The organism is Bacillus sp. JJ1474 (assembly GCF_036965225.1).
GTDB lineage: Bacteria > Bacillota > Bacilli > Bacillales > Cytobacillaceae > Cytobacillus.
The window spans coordinates 3,861-24,671 of sequence record NZ_JBALPC010000102.1 but is presented as its reverse complement, the minus strand read 5'-3'; the positions used below and the strand labels follow the sequence as shown (position 1 = coordinate 24,671).

Below are 20,811 nucleotides of genomic sequence, written 5' to 3'. Positions count from 1 at the left end.
GTATAGGGGACTGATATTCCATTTTGAGGAATGCAGCCTTTAACTTTATTCATATTCCACCTGTAAATAACATTTAAGCTATGAATATATTCAAAAATTGTAATTGATATTATTCAAAATAAGTCGTATAGTAGTTTTGTGATGATTGAAGGGCTTACATAAATAGTTGTTTAGTAACAGGATAACTATTTAATAGTATTTTAAGATGTTTTTAATTGCCTTTGTGAAAAATCACACAAGACATAAATTTCCTTCAGTTGATAGTAAAAATATTTATTTTGTAAAGGGGTAGTGAACATGACTGCAACGCTTACACAACCAAAACCTGAACAAGAGCATGTGTCGTATCAAGAGAAACTTGATATTCTTGATCAGCTTTTAAAACCTGAGGTACAGGAATCCTTAACAACATTAGTAGAGCAGCTGCCAAAGCTAACAGAGCTAGTAAATATTTTAAACAAATCATATGACTTCGCTCAATCAGTGGCAACTGATGATGTATTAAAGAATGATACAGTAAGTGCAATCGCTGAAATGGCAGGTCCAGTTAAGGACACTGTTAAAAGTATTGCAGCTACTGCTATTGAAGCAAAAGATCGTGCGGATGAAAGCCATGAAGTGATCGGTTTATTTGGCGTATTAAAAATGCTGAAAGACCCTCAAGCCCAAAAGCTTTTCCGTTTCGTTAATGCTTATCTTCAAATCTCTGGAGAAAAGAATAGCCAACAAAGATAAGTTCTTTTAATACAACTAGTAAGGACGGGATGATACATGTCAAAACATATTGTGATCTTAGGGGCAGGTTATGGCGGAGTTCTTTCAGCTTTAACTGTTCGCAAATACTTAAATAGTGAAGAAGCCTATGTTACTGTAGTAAATCAATATCCAACACACCAAATTATTACTGAGCTGCACCGTCTTGCAGGGGGAACAATTGCAGAAAAGGCTATTTCTATGCCGTTAGAAAAGGTTTTCAAAGGCAAAGATATTAACTTGAAAATTGCTAAGGTTGACTCATTCTCTGTTGACGAAAAGGCAGTAAAGCTTGATGATGGTTCCACATTAAAATATGACGTACTTGTTGTTGCTCTAGGAAGCAAAACTGGTTACTTTGGTATTCCAGGACTAGAGGAAAACAGCATGGTATTAAAATCAGTCGAAGATGCTAATAACATTTACAATCATATTGTTGGAAAAATTGAAGAATACAGCAAAACTCGAAATGAAGCAGATGCAACGATTGTTATTGGCGGCGGCGGATTAACTGGCGTTGAGCTAGTTGGTGAAATCGTTGATAATATGCCAAAAATCGCAAAAAAATATGGAGTAGATCCGAAAGAATTGAAAATCAAGCTTGTTGAAGCTGGTCCAAAAATTCTTCCGGTTTTACCTGATCACTTAATCGAACGTGCTACTGCAAGTCTTGAAGCTCGTGGTGTAGAATTCTTGACAGGTCTTCCTGTAACGAATGTAAATGGAAATGAGATCGACCTTAAAGACGGATCAAAAATTGTTGCCAATACATTTGTATGGACAGGCGGAATCCAAGCACTTCCGATTGTTGAACAATCTGGTCTTGCATGTGATCGCGGTCGTGCAACTGTTAATGAAAATCTTCAATCATCTTCTCATCCTGATGTATTTGTTGTTGGAGACAGTGCAGTTGCCTTCCCAGCAGAAGGCGGTCGTCCATATGCGCCAACCGCACAAAATGCATGGCAAATGGGAGAACTTGTTGGTTATAATTTATTCGCACTTCTTAAAGACAAGACATTTGATACATTTGCACCAGTAAATTCAGGTACTCTTGCAAGCCTTGGCCGTAAAGATGCTGTAGCAACAATCGGTGCTAACGAAACTTCACTTAAAGGACTGCCTGCGTCTATCATGAAGGAAGCAAGTAATGTTCGCTACTATTCACATATTAAAGCTTTGTATGCATTAGCATACTAAGGCATAATAAAAAAATGAAGCTGCCAAAACCATCACGGTTAGCAGCTTCATTTTATTTTTCTATAAATTTTCTCCCTTTTCCTCAAACAGCTTAATAATATTCACAATCGTATTTACTGCCTTTTCCATATTATCAACGGAAATATACTCAAATTTACCGTGATAGTTTTCGCCGCCAGTAAAAATATTTGGAGTTGGCAGTCCCATATAGGAAAGCTGTGAGCCATCAGTGCCGCCGCGGATTGGTTTTACAATTGGGGCAATATCCAGCATTTCCATTGCCTCGTGTGCAATATCAACGATTTCTTTAACAGGTTCGATTTTTTCCTTCATATTATAATACTGATCCTTCATTTCAAGAAGGATTTTGTCTTGTCCATATTTTTGCTTGAGCTCCTGAACAATGGCTTCCATTTTTGCTTTTCTAGCATTGAATTTATCCTTATCAAAATCACGTATGATGTAACTTAGCTTTGTTTCTTCCACATCTCCATTAAAAGAAAGAAGATGGTAGAAACCCTCATACCCATCAGTAAATTCAGGAGCCTCATTAACAGGAAGCTTCGAGTTGAATTGTATCGCTATTTTTGTTGAATTCACCATTTTCCCTTTAGCAGTTCCAGGGTGAATATTATTTCCTTTAATGGTAACTTTTGCAGCAGCAGCATTGAAGCTTTCATACTCGAGTTCCCCAAGAGGTCCTCCGTCTACTGTATATGCATATTTTGCATTGAAGGCCGCCACATCAAATTTATGAGGCCCTCTGCCAATTTCCTCATCAGGGGTAAAAGCCACTCTTATTTTGCCGTGCTTTATTTCGGGATGTTGAATGAAGTATTCCATTGCCGTCATAATCTCAGCAATTCCCGCCTTATTATCAGCACCAAGAAGAGTGGTTCCATCTGTTGTAATTAAAGTATGGCCTTTATATTGGTTTAAGCTTGGAAAATCCTTTGGTGAGAGAACAATTTGTAAATCTTTATTTAAGATAATATCATTACCATCATAATCTTCGTGAATTTGCGGTTTGACATTTGCACCTGTAAAATCAGTTGCTGTATCCAGATGAGCCAAAAATCCAATTGTAGGCACTGACTTTTCTGTATTGGCGGGTAAAGTCGCCATTACATACCCATTCTCATCAATTGATACTTCTTCCATTCCGATTGACTTTAATTCTTCGACTAATAAATTCGCCAAGGTTAGCTGACCTTGTGTGGAAGGGCATGTTTCATTCGCTTCATTAGATTGCGTATCAATTTTCACATATGTAGTAAATCTTTTAATTATTTCACTTTTCAATCTCAACAACTCCTTTGTATGGTACTATTACCATTTTATCACTCCAATCTATAAAAGTATAAGATAGACAGCTTTATATTGAAAAATGCCCATTCTTAAATAAATTTAGTGTATAATGATTGAATATTTCAATTTAAGCTAAAAAAGGAGATTTACATAATGAGGCAAGATCCTATTCAGTTGATTGAACAAAATCGCGAAGAAATTCTCCAAACCTATCAAGAACTTCATCAGCTTGCTGAGCCAAGCTGGCAAGAGGAAAAAACCTCATCATATATTCGTGAAAAGCTAATAAATGCAGGGTTAAAGGTTAAAACGTATCAAGACCATTTTGGTTTAGTCACCGAGATTCAAGGGGAATCAAAGGATGTCATCGCCCTTCGTGCAGACATGGACGCATTAGTCCAGGAGGTAGATGGGGAGGTTCGTGCAAATCATTCATGTGGGCATGATGGACACAGTACAATGGCCCTCTATACGGCACTTGTCTTAGCTAAATCAGGGCAACGCTTTAAACACACTATCCGTTTTATTTTCCAGCCTGCCGAGGAAAAAGCAGAAGGTGCTCTGAAAATGATTGAAGAAGGGGCTTTGAAAAATGTCAAATTCCTTGGCGGGATTCATTTACGCCCATTAATTGAAATTCCTTTCCAAAAGGCCGCACCCGTCATTCTTCATGGATCTTCAGCAACGATTAAAGGTGTCATTAAAGGTGTGCAAGCACATGCAGCAAGACCTGAGGAAGGGAATAACCCGATTGAAGCAGCTGCTATGTTAATTCAGGCAATTCGACAAATCCGATTAAAAGATAATCACAAATATTCTATAAAAATAACAGAGCTTCACGGTGGAGAAGCATCTAATTCAATTCCAGAAACTGTTCAATTTACATTTGATCTAAGAGCTGAGACGAATGAAACGATGACAAAGCTAATTAATAAAGCAGAACATACTATGCAAAAAATGGCTGCACTTACTGAAACAGAGATTGAATCAAAACTTGTAGAGTATTCACCAGCTGCAGTAGAAAATTCAAAAGCAATTGAACTTGGAAAGCATGCTATTATTTCCATCCTTGGCGAAGATAATTTCGAACAAGCTTGCCATTCTCCAGGGGCAGAGGATTTCCATTTTTATACATTGAAAAAACCAGACATTGCAGCTACGATGATTGGCTTAGGATGTGATCTCCAGCCTGGGCTTCATCATCCAAAAATGACATTTAATCAGGAAGCACTAATTTACGGTGCAAAGATTTTAACCAATCTAATATTAGAGGCAGATAAAAAGCAGTGGTAACAAATAATTTTTCAAGAATAAAAATAATAGAAGTTTTTAGTTTTAGCTTTTAACTTAGAGACCTTCCTAACTTGGTTAAGAAGGTCTTTCTTTATTACAAAAGAAGGCGGGCGAGCTAATATGGATCAATTAAGAAAATCAGCCATGCTATTATATATTTTTGCTAGAATCTAATGGTTTTCTCTTTCTTTTCCGCAGAACAGCAATTATTAGTAAAAACAGAGGGATAATAGTTTGTATAAGGATTGCATAAAAAGGGAATCCCTTTACAGTATAACGGCTATATTCCATTGTATTAGGCAATGACCAAAAGCTAAATTCTACAATTAAAATTCCTATGGGCCATATAATAGGCCGGTAATCCGTAAGATTAAGCCATTGGGCAGTACCTAAAGCAACGACATAGTATAACATAGAGATTTTGACGAATGCCCCTACAATCCATAAAGCCATAACAACAGACTCCAAATTTTCGAAGAAATCAGCAAGACTAATGTATCGACTTGCTACCATCAGAGGGTAAACCTTAGAATCTATAGTTGTACCTAATACAAAAAGAACAATAAGATTAACGCCAACTAATGTCACCATTACGACAAAAACAGTCATTATCCCGTATTTCATTCCTTTTTTCATATCTGCTAAAAAAGGAAGAAGAAAAATAATCAGAAAAAATTCTGAGAACCATCCAAATGGCACGATTGCACCTTTTAGAGGAGGGATGATTCCTCTCTCTAATATCGGCAGTATATTGCTAATTTCAAAATCGCGGCTTAGAAGTATGATAAGAATAATGAGTGGAATGACAAAAATCGGAAAAATTAATTGGGCAACTCTTCCTACTACTTCTAAACCTCCGTGTACAGAAAAAGCGCAAAGGAGTGCCATTAAAGAGATTATTAAACTAATCGGGGTTTTGAACAGAAAGGAGCCTACAATAAATTCTGCGTATACTCTGACGACAACCCCCGTGGTTATTAGGTAAAAAGACAAAATGAAAAAATCGAGAATTTTTCCCGGAAATCGGCCAATGATGTGTTCGCTGAATTGGACAATCGTTTGACCCGGATAAAGTTTGTGCAAACTAACAGTTATATAAACAGTCACAAATCCGATTATAGACGCCAAAATGGGTGACAGCCATAGATCTTGTTGAGCAAATTTGGCGGTAAGGCTTGGCACAGAAAGGATAGCGGTAGCGACTATCGTAGGATACATCAACATTGCCATCTGGAGGGATGAAATTTTACCTTTCTCCATCATTTTTCTCCTTTGCTAAATACTATTGAAAATGAAATCATGACGAGATTACAGCAGTTGCTTTTCTAAAAACTGTTCAAACGTTTTAGATGGTGTTCTTTTCCAACTCGCTTCAAAGAGTACATTTACATCGTTATGAAATATTAGCTTGAATGAAATTCCTTACTATTTCTTTTCCGTATAACCCCAATGACTAATAAAAACAGCGGAATAATGGTTTGCAAGAGAGCTCCATAGAAAGGGAAAATCAAGTTAAAATAATTAAGGGTCATCGTGTTAGGTAACGACCAAAAGCTAAATTCTAAAGTAAAAATTCCAATTGGCCAAATAATTGGCCGGTAGTCTGAAAGATTTAGCAATTGTGCTGTACCTAAAGCAACGGCATAATAAATCACGGAAATTTTAACAAATGCCCCTACAATCCAAATGGCCATCACAACGGAATCCAAATTTTCGAAAAAGTCAGCGAAGCTAATGTATCGACTTGCAAGCATCAGAGGATAAGCCTTAGAGGCTGTTGTTGTACCGAGTACAAGAAGAACGATAAGATTCACCACAACTAACGTCACCATCACGCCAAAAACCGTTATTATCCCGTATTTCATTCCTTTTTTTATATCAGCTAAAAAAGGCAGCATGAAAATGATTAGAAAAAACTCCGTAAACCATCCACCAGGTACAATCGCCCCCTTGAGTGTTGGATAGATTCCTCTCTCTAATATTGGGAGTATGTTTCCAAGTTCAAAGTTAGGACTTATTAAGAAGATTAAAATGATAAGCGGTATAAAAAAAATCGGAAAAAGTAATTGGGCAACTCTCCCTAAAACTTCTAAACCTCCGTACACGACAAAAGCACATAGGAGTACCATCATAGACATGATGATACTAATCGGGGTTTTGTGCAGAAAAGAGCTGACAATAAATTCACCGTACTCTCTGACGATTTGTCCATTTATATGGATATAAAAAAATAATATGAAAAAACTAATAATTTTTCCCGGGAATCGGCCAATGATCTGTTCAATGGTTTGGACAAAGGTGAAATTTGGATAAAGCTTTTGCAAACGAATAGCTATATAGACTGTCAAAAACCCCATAATAGACGCAAAAACAGGTGACAGCCATAGATCTTGTGCCGCATATTTAGCGGTAATGCTTGGAACTGAAAGGATGGCGGTAGCGACTATCGTAGGATACATCAACATTGCCATCTGAAGAGATGAAATTTTGCCTTTCTCCATCATTTTTCTCCTTTGTTAGAACGTATCGAAAAACATTCATGTTTGTAATCACGAGATTTACTTTTCCATGAACTGTCCGAATGGCTTAAAAAGAGCATCTATCCATGTTGTGGGCCCATCCATCTGCGGGAGATTGAACATTGATAACACTAAACCGATAAGGAGGAGTACAATAAGTGCACCTTTGTCTTTTTTAGGTTTTTGTTTCATTTTAGGCCATTGAAACAAAAGGATGACAAAGATAATTACAGCTGTACTAAAGAAACCTTCCCACCTCATTTTTCATTCACCTCATTTTCAATTCCATTGATTTATTAATATTGCCCTCCCTGCGAATATGACCTTCAACGTCGATTTCCACCTTTACTTCTGAAAATTGCTCATCCCAACGATGTTTTACCATTTTCCATTCTTTAGGGTATTTATGGTGGAATTCTTTGGCGAAACCAACAATATCAGCTTTCAGATCATGCTGTGTATACTTGATAGCAGATTCGATACGCTTTTCAATATCTTTTTTATATGTTTTTTCTGCAATCTTTAATGATTTTGGATTTGAAAGGTCCAAATTCGTTCTGTTTTGCACAATGGCACCTTCTGTTTTTACCTTTATTGTCATTTTCCACTGCTCATCTTTAATTTGCGGAATTAGATTGATTTGGACTGATACCGGATTTAAAGACAAATCCCCTCTTTTACCTTGAGGTTTTGCGGTAACGGTATATTCTTTTACTTCATTCCTTAACCATAAGATTCCTCTAGTTTTATGTTCGGAAATCGTTCCAACCATTTTGTCTTTTTTAAATACTGCTGTTCCTGAAATTTTTGGAAACTGAAGGGACTTTTCTTTACTTGTTTTCTCAGTTTCAAATTTAACATATGGGAGAGCAGCTGCTTGAGCTTCGCTAATAAGCATTTCATCTAAGTCCTGTAATGTGGTCTTCATCCCAATACTTAATTTAACTATTTCCCGAACTGTTTCCGCAGAATAGCGTTCTAGTCTAGTCTGTAATTGAAGGATATTCTTTGCTTTTCCTTTACTGACAAACACAAATGCTCTTTCTCTTGGCTGTGGATGGCGGAGCAGGAAATCTAAATGATCTCGTATTCCTTCCCTTGCTAAATCTTCCCCGAAAATAAACACTTTACATTGTCCCCAAAAGATTTTACGAGGCAATTCACCTTGAAGTTTTGATAGGGCATCTGCAATATTGACTCCTGTATGAGATGTTGACACTGTTGTAGCTCCTCCTCCTCCTCCTTGCCCCCCTTGAGCGCCTCCACTGCTTATTGCTTTAGGAACAAAAATTTGGATGGATAGTTCAATTTGATTGTCTTCCTTTTTATCAATCGCTGCAGCAGTGACAAGCGCTAAATCATTAATTTCCCATCGATCCCAGCAGCCGGTTAACAAAAGAAGCAATCCACCAAAAGAAATCAATAGAAGGAATTTTTTTAGATAAAGATTCCTTTGTCCTTTCTCTAACATTGTTGATCACCCTCATCCTTTAATTTTCCGATTCTCCGCCTCTATTTGGATTCGGTTCCATACCTGAAGTCTGTCGATATATATTCGATTCCCCAGTAAGGTGCGGGCGTTTATCCATCATCCATAAAGGGGATCTCCACAGAACATCCCTGAGTTCATGGCCTTTAAGTGGTGCTAAAGGTGCTAGATAGGGTTCACCAAAGGAACGCAAGCTGCATAAGTGAATCACTATAGCCAGGATACCCATCACGATCCCAAGCAGCCCTAATGTACCGGCAAGAAAAATAATCGGAAATCGCAGCAAACGGATAGCAATTCCGGCTATATAGCGAGGGATCATAAATGAAGCAATTCCTGTAATTGCTACAACAATGACCATTGGTGCTGAAACGATTCCTGCTTGGACTGCAGCTTGTCCAATGACGAGGGCTCCAACAATACTGACAGCGGCCCCTACTTGTTTCGGTAATCGAACCCCTGCCTCTCGCAGTGCTTCAAACGTGATTTCCATAAGAAACACCTCTACTAAGGCAGGAAAAGGGACTGTCTCCCTGGCGGCTGCAATACTAAGCAGCAGTGCTGTTGGGACCATCTCTTGATGGAATGTCGTAACAGCCACATAAAGTGAAGGAAGCAAGAGAGATACTCCAAAGAACACATATCGTAACCAACGGATAAACGTGCTAATCATAAAACGTTGATAATAATCTTCCTGTGATTGAAGCAAAGAAAAAAAGGAAATTGGCGCAACTAGGCAGAAGGGGGAACCTTCAACCAAAATAGCAGCACGTCCTTCTAGTAAATTCCCACATACAATATCTGGACGTTCTGTTGACAATATTTGCGGGAATGGTGAATAAGGATTATCCTCAATCATTTCCTCGATATATTCACTCTCCAATATCCCATCAATCTGGATCCTTTGAAGACGGTTATTTATTTCTTCTATCAGTGTTTTGTCCGCTAACTCTTTAATATAAGCTAGTGCAACGGTTGTTTTTGTGTAAGTTCCGATTTTCATTGTTCGTATTTTTAATGCAGGGCTTTTAATAATTCTCCTTAATTGTGATGTGCTCACCTGCAATGATTCCGTAAAGCCTTCACGCGGACCTCTTATTACAGACTCTGCTGATGGTTCCTCAATACTTCTCTTTTCCCATTTTGCTAAACCTAAGGAAAATCCGTCTTTTTCCCCTTCAAATAATAGAATTGGTTTACCCGATGAGATTGATTCAATACAATCAGCCAATAATTGGACTCTATTTACTTTAGAAACCGGAAGTTTTTGTTCTAGGAATTTATCAATAGTCTTAGATTCATGACCGACCTCCTGCATAAGAGGGGAGAGAACATATTTTTCAATGCTATCATTATCTGAAAGCCCTTCAATAAAAATGATTAAAGCTTTTTTCTTTCCAAAAAGTAAGAAGTGCCGAAATACAACATCAGAACAGTTTTCATAAATTGAACGAAAAACTTCTTCATTTGCACTTAAATTATATTGGAGTGGATCCTGAGGCTTGGATTCATGATTCATATTTTGGAATTGAACCTTTTTATCTTTTGATTTCCTTAATAATTTATTTACATTACGAATCAAGCTCGTTCCCCCCACTATTTTTTGCGGCTACTCTAACTCTTATTTCTAAGATTCTTCATTTAGGTGTTTTTATACAATTAATCCCCAAATTAACATATGGGCTTTTTTTGTTGAAAATTTTTTTTTATTACACTCCAATTTTTTTAATATTCCAAATTAGTGAATCTGTCCCCTTAGAAAAGTGGGAGATTGGTGTTACTTTGTTAACATCAATATTAAACGGTGTAAAAAGGGTATTCTTATATATTTCTATCTCAGTCTTTTGTAACTGCCATGGCTGATGGTGGATTTCCAAGCAATATGTATGGATACCATTATTTGAACTAAAAAAACAATAGCGTTCAGTCAGAAAATGATCAAGTGTTCCTTCCTTAGGCAAATAAACTTCTTCTAGTGGTTTATATGTTCCATCAATAGTGATCTCGTATTTTGTTTTTCTTTTACGAATGCTTTTATAATGAAAGTTTTGACCCTTTTTTTCTATTGAAATTTGTGCAGATTGATAAGGCAGACGAAGCCATCTTTTTGCAATTGTGTAGGAAGCCCAGTCGCAAACATCTAAAGAAAGAAAATAAATGCCGCTTTTCCCGTTACACTTAACATATGTACGTACATTAATTTCTTGAAATTTAGGCAGGATGGAAATGTTGGGCAATCCTCGAGGATAAATGCCGTCCATAACAAAAACAATTATTCCCAACCAAGCAGATCCATTAAATGTGTCAATTTCTAAAGATGCTGGAATATGCTTACGCAATTTTTCAGATGGAATAGGCCAATGAATAAACAATAGGTCTCTCCATGTCTGTCGCATAATCCAATTTTTTGAGGGCAATGGAAAAGGTCTGTGTAAAGTATTATTAATTAACTTCATAAAAAATTCTCCAATTGACATTTTTTCTTCTTAGTCTTTTCTCCAAGGAAAGTTTTCATGCAATGCCGATCATATTATTTACCTAATTTGGAAATACTAGGACATACTAAATGGATTTTTTATTTGATTTTGGAGTAGAAAAATGTCGAATATATTAACTTATATGACTTTTGCGATGATCGTAATATCTTTTGTCCTTTTTTTATTTATACTTTTCGGTTGGCGGTGGCTTATGAAACGGATGGTAAAGAAAATGGGCAAAATTATTTTAACGGATAGTTATCAAGAAAATATTATTGAAATGTTACCTGGATTCAGGCATATGGGCATTCAAAATGTGCTTGAAAATAGTTTGCGTGCAGAATCGGGTGATATCTTACACCGGCCACTTGGTTCTTCGAAAAAATGGCCTCATTTAGAGCCAATTACCTTTATCCCTGCACAAACGACTCCATTTCCTGTCGATGGTGAAGAGGAAGTAGATGTTCAAGTAACGATAGGACCTAAAGCAAAAAAACCATTGAAAATTAAAATCCCTCTGATAATTAGTGGAATGGCTTATGGTATCGCACTTAGTGAACAAGTGCGGTTATCTTTAGCGGAGGCAGCTAAAAATGTAGGAACTGCGATTAATTCTGGTGAAGGACCGGTCCTTCCAGAAGAATTAGATAAAGCAGGAAAATACATTCTACAGTTTTCAAAAACAGAATGGTCAAAGGATAAAAGTATCTTGAAGCAGGCTAATATGATTGAGATTAAATTGGGGCAAGGCGCATTATTTGCCATGGGCGGAAAGATATCACCGAATAATTTATCGCCTCGTGCTATTGAATTAATGGGGCTGAAAGAAAACGAACAGGCAGTTATCTATGAAAACTTTTTTGATAATCAAACGCTGGACGATCTTAAACAACTTGTGAAGGATTTACGCAAATTAACCGGTGGCGTTCCAATAGGTGTAAAAATGGGTGCAGGCGGAAAAATTGAAGAAGATATTGATCATTTAATAGAAATGGGTGTTGACTATATTGCTATTGATGGCGGACAAGCAGCGACTCACGGTGCACCACCAATTTTATCTGATGATTTTGGTATACCGACCTTGCATGCGATTGTTAGGGCTGCTAATCACCTTGAAAAGAGAAACATGAAGGGACAAATTAGTTTAATTGCCTCCGGAGGTCTCTTTGTACCCGGGCAGTTTTTGAAAATGCTTGCACTCGGAGCTGATGCTGTCTATTTAGGATCTGTCATGTTGTTTACAGTCGCTCATAATCAAATATTGAACGCGGTTCCATTTGAACCGCCTACTCAAGCTGTTTGGAATGACGGAAAGTTCAAGGATCAATTCAAGATCGAAGATGGCGTTCAAGCAGCAGAGAAATTCTTAACAGCCAGTACAGAGGAAATGAAAATGGCATTAAGGGCTATGGGAAAACGATCTTTAAAAGAGTTGTCAAAAAAAGATTTAGTGTCATATGATGATCAGACTTCACAAATAATCGGAATTCCGTTTTCATTTGAACCATGGGAAAATTGAAGCTTTACTTGATGTTGGGAAGTGTATTTGTTGAACGTACTTAACTTTTTAACTTTTATAATGATTGCTTTGTTATTTGTCATATTTTTTTTCATGCTAATTGCTTGGCGCTGGCTTACAAAAAAAATCGTTAAGCAATTTGGGAAAATCATTTTTACAGATAGTTATCAAGAAAATATTATAGAGATGATACCAGGGTTTAGACATATGGGCATTCAAAATGTCCTTGAAAATAGCTTGCGTGCAGAAAAAGGCAAAGTCCTTTTTCGGCCACTTGGAGGTTCTTCTAAAAAATGGCCGAATCTTGACCCGATTACATTTATCCCGGCACAAACTACACCATTTCCAATTGATGGGGAAGAAGAAGTAGATGTAGCTGTTACGATTGGACCAAAATCGAAAAAACCAATGAAAATAAAAATTCCGCTTATGATTAGCGGGATGGGATATGGAATCGCACTTAGTGAACAGGTGAGACTTTCCTTGGCGTCTGCCGCAAATAATGTGGGAACAGCGATTAACTCGGGTGAAGGAGGAATTCTGCCTGAAGAATTAAATACAGCTGGGAAGTATATTTTACAGTTTGCCAAAACAGAATGGGCAAAGGAAGAAGCCGTTATAAAGCGCGCAGATATGATTGAAATTAAATTGGGACAAGGTGCAGTATTCGGGATGGGAAGAAAAATTCCGCCCGAAGAATTAACCGGTCGTGCCCGAGAAATATTGGGTCTTAAGGACAATGAAGAAGCAGTGATCAATGAAAATTTTTTTGAAAATCAAACATTAGAGGACTTGAAAGAACTTGTACATGACCTAAGGGAGCTGACAGGTGGCGTTCCTATCGGGGTCAAAATTGGGGCAGGCGGAAAAATTGAAGAGGATATTGATCATATCATTGAAATGGGTGTTGATTATATTGCGATTGATGGCGGACAAGCAGCCATGCACGGAGCACCACCGATTTTATATGATGATTTTGGAATTCCGACACTGCATGCGATTGTCCGGGCTGTTAATCATTTAGAAAAGAGAAATATGAGGGGACAGATTAGTTTAATTTTCTCAGGAGGGCTTTTAGTCCCAGGGCACTTTTTAAAAGTACTAGCCCTCGGTGCTGATGCTGTCTATTTAGGTTCAGCGATGCTGTTTACTGTCGCTCATAATCAAATATTGAATGCCGTTCCTTTTGAACCGCCTACCCAAGTTGTATGGAATAACGGAAAGTTTAAGGATCAATTTAAGATTGAAGACGGGGCTCAAGCAGCAGAAAAATTCTTAACTGCAAGCACCGAAGAAATGAAAATGGCTTTAAGAGCAATGGGAAAACGCTCATTAAAAGAACTGTCAAGAAATGATTTAGTCTCTTATGATGAGCTGACTGCCCGAATGATTGGCATACCATTTTCGTTTGAGCCCTGGAACAAAAATGAATAACCAAAGGCGCCTATATTTCATTAACATTTAAATTTGGAGCCTTTTGGTTATGTTTACCCATATAGAGGCTTGGCAAATTGTGATAAATATTTAGTATTTAATCTGCTATGCTGAGATATTAAATAGGCAGATCTTGTTGCGTTTTTCCTCCTAAGTGTATTGAGGGTTTTAATCATCTCTTCTTCCGTTTTAATTCCAATTCCATGACCAAAATATAAACCATCTCCTAAATAAACAGCATTTTCACCTGTCCATACTGGGTGCCCATAATCGGGATTAAAAAAGTAGACAACATCCCCTGGGATAAAATCACTTCCTATTTTTGTAACTATACTTAAATCTGAGTCATAGTTCCAATCCCAAACAAGGAGCCTCTGGAATAAAGTATTGAAATAACTGACTGAAATCAAATCAAGCACTGCTTTATAATAAATAAATACAATAGCGGTTGAACATTCAAATGCGTATTCCTTCCCATTTTTAAATACATCTTTAAGTGCATCGGATGGCTGGATTGAGGGATTAAGTAAATAGCCGTATTTGATTTTCGTCCAAATTTTCGGATTAAATTTAGATGTAATAAATGGAGTAAATGTTGCTTCGCTTTTTTGAAGGTCTTTCGCTGCTAAAATAATATGCTTCCTTAATCGTATATCAAAAAGCAATTCATGTAAGGAATCATATTGATGAATGGAAGGGCTGCTTTCTAAAGCGATAAATATCTCCCTTTCCGTCCCCTGAAAGTTGCTTTGATTAGGCTTTATTTCATAACTTGAAATAATAATCAATTAAATAAGTCTCCTTTCACAAAAGGTATTAATTGGTTCTTGTTGTGTTCTCTTCAGTTGGCGAAAATAATTTACTTTACAAAAGGATCATTTCAATGCTAATTTATTTAAATAATATGATACTGTAAAGGGGGGTATGAGCATTGAGAATGAATAAAGAAATTATTAAGTTTCTAAGAAAGAGTTATGAGATGAATCAGCGAGATTTTGCAAAGATTGTCAGCTGCAGTTTCTCGCTTATTGCATTAGTAGAAGTAGGTAAACGAAGAGTAACCGCTGAGTTAGAAGAAAAAATTAAAAAAGCGTTTGATTTAGATGATCAGCAGATTCAATCCATCGCTTCTCTTGTGTCTGAGATTAGTAAGGGAGTACCTCCATTTATGTAAATAAACCGCTTGAATTTATAAATATATTTATTTTCGTTTACTCATCTTATGCTGCATGTCCATAACCCAAAATTAGGCTATGGCCGTGTCACCTCAAACCTTCCTACATAATTAATCGTCTTCAAAAATGAATGAAGCATCCAGCCTTCGGTTAAATTAGAATAGAGCAATTACTTGCTCAACTAATCGTGGTGGGAGTGATGTATCATGGCTAGAAACAAACTTTTAGTACCTGGTGTTGAAAATGCATTAGATCAAATGAAATATGAGATAGCAGGCGAGTTTGGAGTTCAACTTGGTGCAGATACAACCGCACGAGCAAATGGTTCAGTTGGCGGCGAAATGACAAAGCGTCTTGTCGCTATGGGACAGGAGCAGCTGAAGAATCAGCAAGGACAGTAATAAGATTGATAAGGCAGGGACCCTTCTTTGGAGGGTCTCTTTTATTCGTTTTAATTAGTAATAGTTCCCTTTTCTAGATAATTACCCAAGAATTTATATATTGCTTTGAATTCTATTTAATGGGTGTGAAAATATGTAGAAGAAAATGAGGAGGAACAAAATTGAATATGAATGTAATACCAAATACTATTGATATGAATGACGAAAGGATTCGACCATTTGGATTTGGAGGATTTGGAGGGTTCGGCCGCCCAGGCTTTGGCTTTGGGTTTGGCGGACCATTCTTTGGATTCGGTTTTCCGTTTTTAGGAGGATTAGATTTAGGAGCAGCACTTGGTGGAGGATGGGGAGGATATGGTTATCCATACTATCCATACTATCCACCTTATCCTTTTTACCCGCCTTATGGATACTGGTATTAAGTAAAAGTGAAATGTTCAAGGGGGATGCTCCCATAAGAACTTCAATTGAAGTTTTATGGCTGCCTCTTTTTATTTATCCTCCCATTCCTCATAAATCACAATTCCGCCAGTTAGGTCAATTTGATTTCGCTCCCCTTTGTAATATAGCTTGCCATCCTCGTTTACAATCAAGTTCTCATAAGTAAAAACATGATCCCCAGATGGCAGCTGAATAATGATTTTTTCACCAAGCACTTTTTTTGGTGCCTCAATCTTAATTAAGCTTTGAGAATAAAAATAAAGGGCAGTAAAAGCTGAAATACATAAGGAAAAGAACAGAATGAAGCGTTTTATTACAATATATGATTTTTCAGAATACCTTTGTGACCTCGACATTCTTCTTTCATGCCTCCTGTTAAGAAAAGACTAATCTCCTGAGTATCGTATGCATGAAGAATTACGAAGATGACAGAAAAAGGCTAAAGTTTAGGAATCTAAGTAACACTTAAAATAGTTATTTGAAAATTATTTTTTAAAAATTGAAACATTTTCCTCCAATCATCCGTAAGTAAGGTAGAGTACAAATAAATAGATTATTAAAGGGGGGGTACGAATGGCTGTTATCATGAAAAGGAAAGGGCCTGAATAGTGATGGAGATATTTGGAGTCGGTATCCAAACAATCTATTTGTATACGCTTATTATTTCGGGGAGTTTAATTATCTTATACTTATTTTTCGGTGATGTGATCGAAGGGATATCTGAAGCAGCTGGGTTCCTTAATCCGGTACTAGTTTTAGCATTTTTAACTTTTTTATCAGCAATCGGATATGTGCTTGAAGCTGTAACAGGACTAAACAGTATCCTAATAATGGTCATTGCTGCAATTGTTTCTATCATATTAGATACCCTGCTAAATGTATTTGTTCTTATTCCATTAGCCAATTCTGAGGAGTCGCTTGTGTACACAGAGGATTCTTTGAAAGGGAGATTGGGGAATGTCATTATTCCAATTCCAGAGAATGGATTTGGCGAGGTTTTGATTGAAAGTATTAGCGGCAGGATTTCTAAGCCTGCTGCTAGCTTCGATAACAAAATCATAGAGGAAGGAAAAAAAGTTCTTGTGATCGACATTAAAGATGGGGTTCTTTATGTTGTGCCACAAAATGAATACTAGATTGGAGGAAAATTTATGCTCACGATTTGGATTGTAATTGGAATTGCAGCCTTTTTATTAATTGCTTTATTAGGAATCTTTATTACTAAGTATAGAACGGCTGGTCCGGACGAAGCCTTAATTGTAACAGGGAGCTATCTCGGCAGCAAAAATGTACATGTGGATGAATCAGGAAATAAAATAAAAATTATCCGCGGCGGTGGTACATTTGTGCTGCCTGTGTTCCAGCAGGCTGAGCCGTTAAGCTTACTATCAAGTAAGCTGGAGGTATCTACTCCTGAAGTATATACAGAACAAGGCGTACCTGTTATGGCGGATGGTACAGCGATCATTAAAATTGGCGGCTCCATTGGAGAGATTGCAACAGCCGCAGAACAATTTCTTGGAAAATCAAAGGAAGACCGAGAAAATGAAGCGAAAGAGGTCCTTGAAGGCCATTTGAGATCGATTCTTGGTTCAATGACTGTTGAAGAAATTTATAAAAATCGGGATAAGTTTTCCCAAGAAGTTCAGAGAGTCGCATCACAGGATCTTGCAAAAATGGGTTTAATCATCGTTTCATTTACAATTAAGGATGTCCGTGACAAGAACGGTTATTTAGACTCTTTAGGAAAGCCTAGAATCGCTCAGGTGAAGCGGGATGCAGATATTGCAACAGCAGAGGCTGAGATGGAAACGCGGATCAAACGTGCAGAAGCTGATAAAGACGCACAAAGGGCTGAGCTTGAAAGAGCAACAGAGATTGCCGAAGCTGAGAAAGAAAATCAAATGAAAATAGCTGATTACCGCAGGGAGCAGGATATTGCAAAAGCTCGGGCAGACCAAGCCTATGATTTAGAGACAGCACGTGCAAAGCAAGAGGTAACAGAGCAGGAAATGCAAATTAAGATTATCGAGCGTCAGAAACAAATTGAATTAGAAGAAAAAGAAATACTAAGAAGAGAACGTCAATATGATTCCGAAGTAAAGAAAAAGGCAGATGCAGACCGGTATGCTGTAGAGCAGGCTGCTGAAGCTAACAAGAAAAAGCAAATAGCTGAAGCAGATGCAAATAAATACTTAATTGAAGCCCAAGCTCGTGCAGAAGCTGAAAGAGTTCGAGTGGATGGATTGGCTAAAGCAGAATCACAACGTGCACAAGGTGAGGCAGAAGCTGAAATCATTCGCCTGAAAGGTCTTGCTGAAGCAGAGGCGAAACGAAAAATTGCCGAGGCCTTTGAGCAATATGGTCAGGCAGCTATTATGGATATGGTTTTGGAAATGCTTCCTGAATACGCAAAGCAAGTGGCAACCCCGCTTTCCAATATTGATAAGATTACGGTTGTTGATACAGGCAGTGACGGAAAAAATGGCGGTGCTAATAAAATCACAGGATATGCAACGAATTTAATGTCCACGATGCAAGAAAGTCTTAAAGCATCCTCAGGTATTGATGTAAAAGAACTGATCGAGAACTTTTCCGGAAAGGGAAATATCCGTCAGAGCATAAATGAGCTAACGAATGAGTTGACAAGCAAGAATGACTATGAAGCAAAAGATGAAAGAGAAATAAGTAAATATTAATTTTCATTACTGAATATGGCTTAGCGAAAGGGCGGTGATCTGTTTAGATCCCCCCTTTTTTTGTTGACTCGCAAACTGCCATTCGAGCATGTTCTCGAATGTTTTCGTCCCGATTAAAACCCGTTCACAAGCACATATATGGCTAAATCAACACCAATCACTAATTTAGCCTATTTCATAAATATTAGGCGAAAATACAAGATTTATAGATTGTCCTAATGAAATAACCCAAAAATTGTGCATTCGTCTATCGCACACAATAGCTTAATTGAATAGGATATAAGGAATCAAACAAAGGAGGTAAATTAATATGTCAGATGGAATTGCATGCGGTGGAGGCTTCGCTCTACTTGTTGTATTGTTTATATTGTTAATCATTATTGGTGCTTCTTGGGGATTCGGTGGCGGGTTCGGATTTATTTAAAAAATGCTTTTAATTGATAGGGAGGAGATGGGTTTATGTCATTTGGATACGGCGGCTATGGTTATGGCGGTTATGGTGGCGGTTTTGGATGTGGCGGATTTGGAGGCGGTTTTGCTTTAATCGTTGTCCTGTTTATTCTGCTTATCATCGTAGGTGCTTCATGTTTTAGCTTTTGTTAAGAAGGAAGCGAGAGAGTGAACCTCTCTTGCTTTTTTCAGGTTGAATAATGGAATTAATGCAAGTATAAAACAGGCCCATTTTGAAAACTGAGCCTGTCTCTGATTACTTAATTTTCAACATTTTCGTTTTCTTCAATTACTTCTTCATTGCTATTATTTCCATTATTCCTTTTTCCTGTGTTATCTTTTTCCTTTTTCTTTTTTTCATTAATGTAAAGCTTGCCATCAGCAATTTTTCGAGATTCATTTCCATAGTCGTCTGTTACATGAACTTCTATTTCTGCTCCAGGTGCTTTTACGTTTGATGTGGCCGTGTAGTAGCCTACATAATGTCCTGGTGAAGTTTCCGTCATTGGAAGTGAATTAGCGTCAGAAAGCTGTCCACCAGTGTTTGTTAATGGCATTCTGATTGCAAAAGTTCCTTTTAACCCAGGATCGCTGTCAAATTCAATTTTGACTGTTTCGCCTTTCTTTAATTCCTTGTCCTCTGCAGGAAGCAGATTTTCAATAGTTGGTGGAGTATATTTTGCATTTACTGTTACAGTTTTTTCCTCAGAATTACCTGCCTTGTCTTGAGCAATAACAGTGATTATGTTTTCACCTTCACTTAGAATAATACGAAGTGAGTATTTGCCATCGGCTATATTTGCACTTTGACCATTAACCTGTACTGAATCAAGATTTTCATCGGATACTGTACCTTCAACGGTTACTGTTTCTTTATTTGTTTTTGATTTATCCTCTGGTGTAGTAATGGCTAGTTCTGGTTTCGTTTGGTCGAAAACAATTTTCACAGGATTTGAAGCATCTGTTGACCCTAAATCTGTTGTCACCTTCGCAGTTAAGATATTTTCACCTTCTGTCAATGTTACATCAGCAGAGAATATTCCAGCTTCGGTAGCTTCAGCCGTTGCAACTTCTTCGCCATGATTGAAAATAGTGACGGTTGTAGATGGTACCGTTGTTCCTTCAACAGTTACCGTTCCTTCATTTGTAAATACGCCATCTGCTGGTGACGTTATCACAGGTGCAGTGACCTCATAATTGACCGTAGAACGGATCATATAGTTGCCTTCTGCTACAGGTGACGGTGACCAAGAACCTCCTACCAGCTGCCAGCTTCGCTTCGCATTTGTTCCATTTTCATCTGTTGCTAAGCCAGGAGCATTCGGATTTGGTGCAGTTTGGATGTAAACCATATAGAAATCGCCGTTTACCATGATTCCATGCTCACTTAAATCAACATGTGTCCATTCACCATTTCTTAAGGCGGTGGCATCGAATGGCCCTGCTAATTTTTTACCAGGAGCACCATCAGGACCACTTGCATCGTATACTTCTACTTTGAAAGCTGTTCCGCCTGGAATTGGCCATTCCGTATTCCAGAATCGGAATAATCCGCCTGTTACCATTGCATTTTTGTGTCCAGAAGTAAGAGACATTTTAACAGCCCAGCCATTTCCTGCATCATAGAAGGCACGGGCATTTTCAGCTGTACCG

The 20,811-nt window shown here is 37.6% G+C and carries 21 protein-coding genes and 1 pseudogene; 12 read left to right on the top strand and 10 right to left on the bottom strand.

All coding sequences use genetic code 11. The features are described from left to right. Positions 1 to 297 precede the first annotated feature (297 nt). A complete protein-coding gene (locus tag V7164_RS14260; RefSeq protein WP_335346526.1) occupies positions 298 to 735 on the top strand; it encodes a DUF1641 domain-containing protein in 438 nt (145 codons plus the stop codon). A gap of 36 nt (positions 736 to 771) precedes the next feature. Then, positions 772 to 1,953, top strand: coding sequence for an NAD(P)/FAD-dependent oxidoreductase (locus tag V7164_RS14255; protein ID WP_335354400.1), 1,182 nt, complete (start codon positions 772 to 774; stop codon positions 1,951 to 1,953). 60 nt (positions 1,954 to 2,013) lie between these two features. Here V7164_RS14255 and pepT read toward each other — a convergent pair whose 3' ends face one another. Continuing rightward, a complete protein-coding gene (gene pepT / locus V7164_RS14250) occupies positions 2,014 to 3,255 on the bottom strand; it encodes a peptidase T (protein ID WP_335354399.1) in 1,242 nt (413 codons plus the stop codon). A 159-nt stretch (positions 3,256 to 3,414) separates the two neighbouring features. Here pepT and V7164_RS14245 point away from each other — a divergent pair, with 159 nt between their 5' ends. Continuing rightward, positions 3,415 to 4,554, top strand: a complete 1,140-nt coding sequence (locus V7164_RS14245; RefSeq protein WP_335354398.1) for an amidohydrolase — start codon at positions 3,415 to 3,417, stop codon at positions 4,552 to 4,554. A 150-nt stretch (positions 4,555 to 4,704) separates the two neighbouring features. Here the strand turns inward: V7164_RS14245 and V7164_RS14240 are convergent, their stop codons facing one another. From V7164_RS14240 to V7164_RS14215, 6 genes are all read right to left on the bottom strand, one after another. After that, on the bottom strand, positions 4,705 to 5,814 hold the full coding sequence (locus V7164_RS14240) for a GerAB/ArcD/ProY family transporter (RefSeq protein ID WP_335354397.1): 1,110 nt from the start codon (positions 5,812 to 5,814) through the stop codon (positions 4,705 to 4,707). 143 nt (positions 5,815 to 5,957) lie between these two features. Beyond that, positions 5,958 to 7,058: a GerAB/ArcD/ProY family transporter gene (locus V7164_RS14235; RefSeq protein ID WP_335354396.1), complete on the bottom strand. Its 1,101-nt coding sequence runs from the start codon at positions 7,056 to 7,058 to the stop codon at positions 5,958 to 5,960. A 54-nt stretch (positions 7,059 to 7,112) separates the two neighbouring features. Continuing rightward, positions 7,113 to 7,334 (bottom strand): hypothetical protein, encoded by a 222-nt coding sequence (locus tag V7164_RS14230; RefSeq protein WP_335354395.1) that lies wholly within the window; start codon positions 7,332 to 7,334, stop codon positions 7,113 to 7,115. Between the two features lie 7 nt (positions 7,335 to 7,341). Beyond that, positions 7,342 to 8,544 carry a Ger(x)C family spore germination protein gene (locus V7164_RS14225; RefSeq protein ID WP_335354394.1) on the bottom strand — a complete coding sequence of 401 codons (1,203 nt, stop codon included), beginning with the start codon at positions 8,542 to 8,544 and terminating at the stop codon, positions 7,342 to 7,344. A gap of 19 nt (positions 8,545 to 8,563) precedes the next feature. Continuing rightward, positions 8,564 to 10,144, bottom strand: a complete 1,581-nt coding sequence (locus tag V7164_RS14220) for a spore germination protein (protein WP_438824720.1) — start codon at positions 10,142 to 10,144, stop codon at positions 8,564 to 8,566. Positions 10,145 to 10,271: 127 nt separating this feature from the next. After that, the gene (locus V7164_RS14215) at positions 10,272 to 10,958 is read right to left on the bottom strand and encodes a YqjF family protein (protein WP_335354401.1); all 687 of its coding nucleotides are present in this window, start codon (positions 10,956 to 10,958) and stop codon (positions 10,272 to 10,274) included. A gap of 202 nt (positions 10,959 to 11,160) precedes the next feature. Here V7164_RS14215 and V7164_RS14210 point away from each other — a divergent pair, with 202 nt between their 5' ends. Both V7164_RS14210 and V7164_RS14205 read left to right on the top strand, forming a co-directional pair. After that, positions 11,161 to 12,558, top strand: coding sequence for an FMN-binding glutamate synthase family protein (locus tag V7164_RS14210; RefSeq protein WP_335354393.1), 1,398 nt, complete (start codon positions 11,161 to 11,163; stop codon positions 12,556 to 12,558). 60 nt (positions 12,559 to 12,618) lie between these two features. Then, a complete protein-coding gene (locus tag V7164_RS14205) occupies positions 12,619 to 13,992 on the top strand; it encodes an FMN-binding glutamate synthase family protein (RefSeq protein ID WP_335488450.1) in 1,374 nt (457 codons plus the stop codon). 53 nt (positions 13,993 to 14,045) lie between these two features. Here V7164_RS14205 and V7164_RS14200 read toward each other — a convergent pair whose 3' ends face one another. After that, entirely contained in the window at positions 14,046 to 14,780 is a 735-nt protein-coding gene (locus tag V7164_RS14200) for a protein-glutamine gamma-glutamyltransferase (RefSeq protein ID WP_335354391.1), read from the bottom strand. Positions 14,781 to 14,929: 149 nt separating this feature from the next. On the opposite strand from V7164_RS14200, the gene V7164_RS14195 reads away from it, so the two are divergent. The 3 genes from V7164_RS14195 (at position 14,930) to V7164_RS14185 (ending at position 15,990) form a co-directional block, all read left to right on the top strand. Beyond that, positions 14,930 to 15,166, top strand: coding sequence for a helix-turn-helix domain-containing protein (locus tag V7164_RS14195; protein ID WP_066290188.1), 237 nt, complete (start codon positions 14,930 to 14,932; stop codon positions 15,164 to 15,166). A 207-nt stretch (positions 15,167 to 15,373) separates the two neighbouring features. Further along, positions 15,374 to 15,568, top strand: a complete 195-nt coding sequence (locus tag V7164_RS14190) for a small, acid-soluble spore protein, alpha/beta type (RefSeq protein WP_438824031.1) — start codon at positions 15,374 to 15,376, stop codon at positions 15,566 to 15,568. A gap of 167 nt (positions 15,569 to 15,735) precedes the next feature. Beyond that, entirely contained in the window at positions 15,736 to 15,990 is a 255-nt protein-coding gene (locus tag V7164_RS14185; protein WP_335346540.1) for a hypothetical protein, read from the top strand. A 69-nt stretch (positions 15,991 to 16,059) separates the two neighbouring features. Here V7164_RS14185 and V7164_RS14180 read toward each other — a convergent pair whose 3' ends face one another. Continuing rightward, positions 16,060 to 16,365, bottom strand: a complete 306-nt coding sequence (locus tag V7164_RS14180) for a hypothetical protein (protein WP_335346537.1) — start codon at positions 16,363 to 16,365, stop codon at positions 16,060 to 16,062. 255 nt (positions 16,366 to 16,620) lie between these two features. Here V7164_RS14180 and V7164_RS14175 point away from each other — a divergent pair, with 255 nt between their 5' ends. The 4 genes from V7164_RS14175 to V7164_RS14160 all read left to right on the top strand — a co-directional run bounded on the left by V7164_RS14175 (position 16,621) and on the right by V7164_RS14160 (position 19,311). Then, on the top strand, positions 16,621 to 17,145 hold the full coding sequence (locus V7164_RS14175) for a hypothetical protein (protein ID WP_335346541.1): 525 nt from the start codon (positions 16,621 to 16,623) through the stop codon (positions 17,143 to 17,145). A gap of 15 nt (positions 17,146 to 17,160) precedes the next feature. Further along, on the top strand, positions 17,161 to 18,708 hold the full coding sequence (locus tag V7164_RS14170; RefSeq protein ID WP_335354390.1) for a flotillin family protein: 1,548 nt from the start codon (positions 17,161 to 17,163) through the stop codon (positions 18,706 to 18,708). A 310-nt stretch (positions 18,709 to 19,018) separates the two neighbouring features. After that, entirely contained in the window at positions 19,019 to 19,132 is a 114-nt protein-coding gene (locus tag V7164_RS14165) for a YjcZ family sporulation protein (protein WP_335344575.1), read from the top strand. A gap of 35 nt (positions 19,133 to 19,167) precedes the next feature. Further along, entirely contained in the window at positions 19,168 to 19,311 is a 144-nt protein-coding gene (locus V7164_RS14160; protein WP_438824030.1) for a YjcZ family sporulation protein, read from the top strand. Between the two features lie 107 nt (positions 19,312 to 19,418). Here V7164_RS14160 and V7164_RS14155 read toward each other — a convergent pair. Further along, positions 19,419 to 20,811: pseudogene (locus V7164_RS14155) on the bottom strand (peptidase S8); the annotation flags it as partial.

Coding starts and splice junctions, on each gene's coding strand:
- V7164_RS14175 (WP_335346541.1), top strand. CDS start 16,621: ATGGAGATATTTGGAGTCGGTATCCAAACAATCTATTTGTATACGCTT.
- V7164_RS14245 (WP_335354398.1), top strand. CDS start 3,415: ATGAGGCAAGATCCTATTCAGTTGATTGAACAAAATCGCGAAGAAATT.
- V7164_RS14165 (WP_335344575.1), top strand. CDS start 19,019: ATGTCAGATGGAATTGCATGCGGTGGAGGCTTCGCTCTACTTGTTGTA.
- V7164_RS14195 (WP_066290188.1), top strand. CDS start 14,930: ATGAATAAAGAAATTATTAAGTTTCTAAGAAAGAGTTATGAGATGAAT.
- V7164_RS14240 (WP_335354397.1), bottom strand. CDS start 5,814: ATGGAGAAAGGTAAAATTTCATCCCTCCAGATGGCAATGTTGATGTAT.
- V7164_RS14185 (WP_335346540.1), top strand. CDS start 15,736: ATGAATGTAATACCAAATACTATTGATATGAATGACGAAAGGATTCGA.
- V7164_RS14260 (WP_335346526.1), top strand. CDS start 298: ATGACTGCAACGCTTACACAACCAAAACCTGAACAAGAGCATGTGTCG.
- V7164_RS14235 (WP_335354396.1), bottom strand. CDS start 7,058: ATGATGGAGAAAGGCAAAATTTCATCTCTTCAGATGGCAATGTTGATG.
- V7164_RS14170 (WP_335354390.1), top strand. CDS start 17,161: ATGCTCACGATTTGGATTGTAATTGGAATTGCAGCCTTTTTATTAATT.
- V7164_RS14255 (WP_335354400.1), top strand. CDS start 772: ATGTCAAAACATATTGTGATCTTAGGGGCAGGTTATGGCGGAGTTCTT.
- V7164_RS14210 (WP_335354393.1), top strand. CDS start 11,161: ATGTCGAATATATTAACTTATATGACTTTTGCGATGATCGTAATATCT.
- V7164_RS14160 (WP_438824030.1), top strand. CDS start 19,168: ATGTCATTTGGATACGGCGGCTATGGTTATGGCGGTTATGGTGGCGGT.
- V7164_RS14190 (WP_438824031.1), top strand. CDS start 15,374: ATGGCTAGAAACAAACTTTTAGTACCTGGTGTTGAAAATGCATTAGAT.
- V7164_RS14225 (WP_335354394.1), bottom strand. CDS start 8,544: ATGTTAGAGAAAGGACAAAGGAATCTTTATCTAAAAAAATTCCTTCTA.
- V7164_RS14230 (WP_335354395.1), bottom strand. CDS start 7,334: ATGAGGTGGGAAGGTTTCTTTAGTACAGCTGTAATTATCTTTGTCATC.
- V7164_RS14180 (WP_335346537.1), bottom strand. CDS start 16,365: ATGTCGAGGTCACAAAGGTATTCTGAAAAATCATATATTGTAATAAAA.
- V7164_RS14215 (WP_335354401.1), bottom strand. CDS start 10,958: ATGCGACAGACATGGAGAGACCTATTGTTTATTCATTGGCCTATTCCA.
- V7164_RS14205 (WP_335488450.1), top strand. CDS start 12,619: ATGATTGCTTTGTTATTTGTCATATTTTTTTTCATGCTAATTGCTTGG.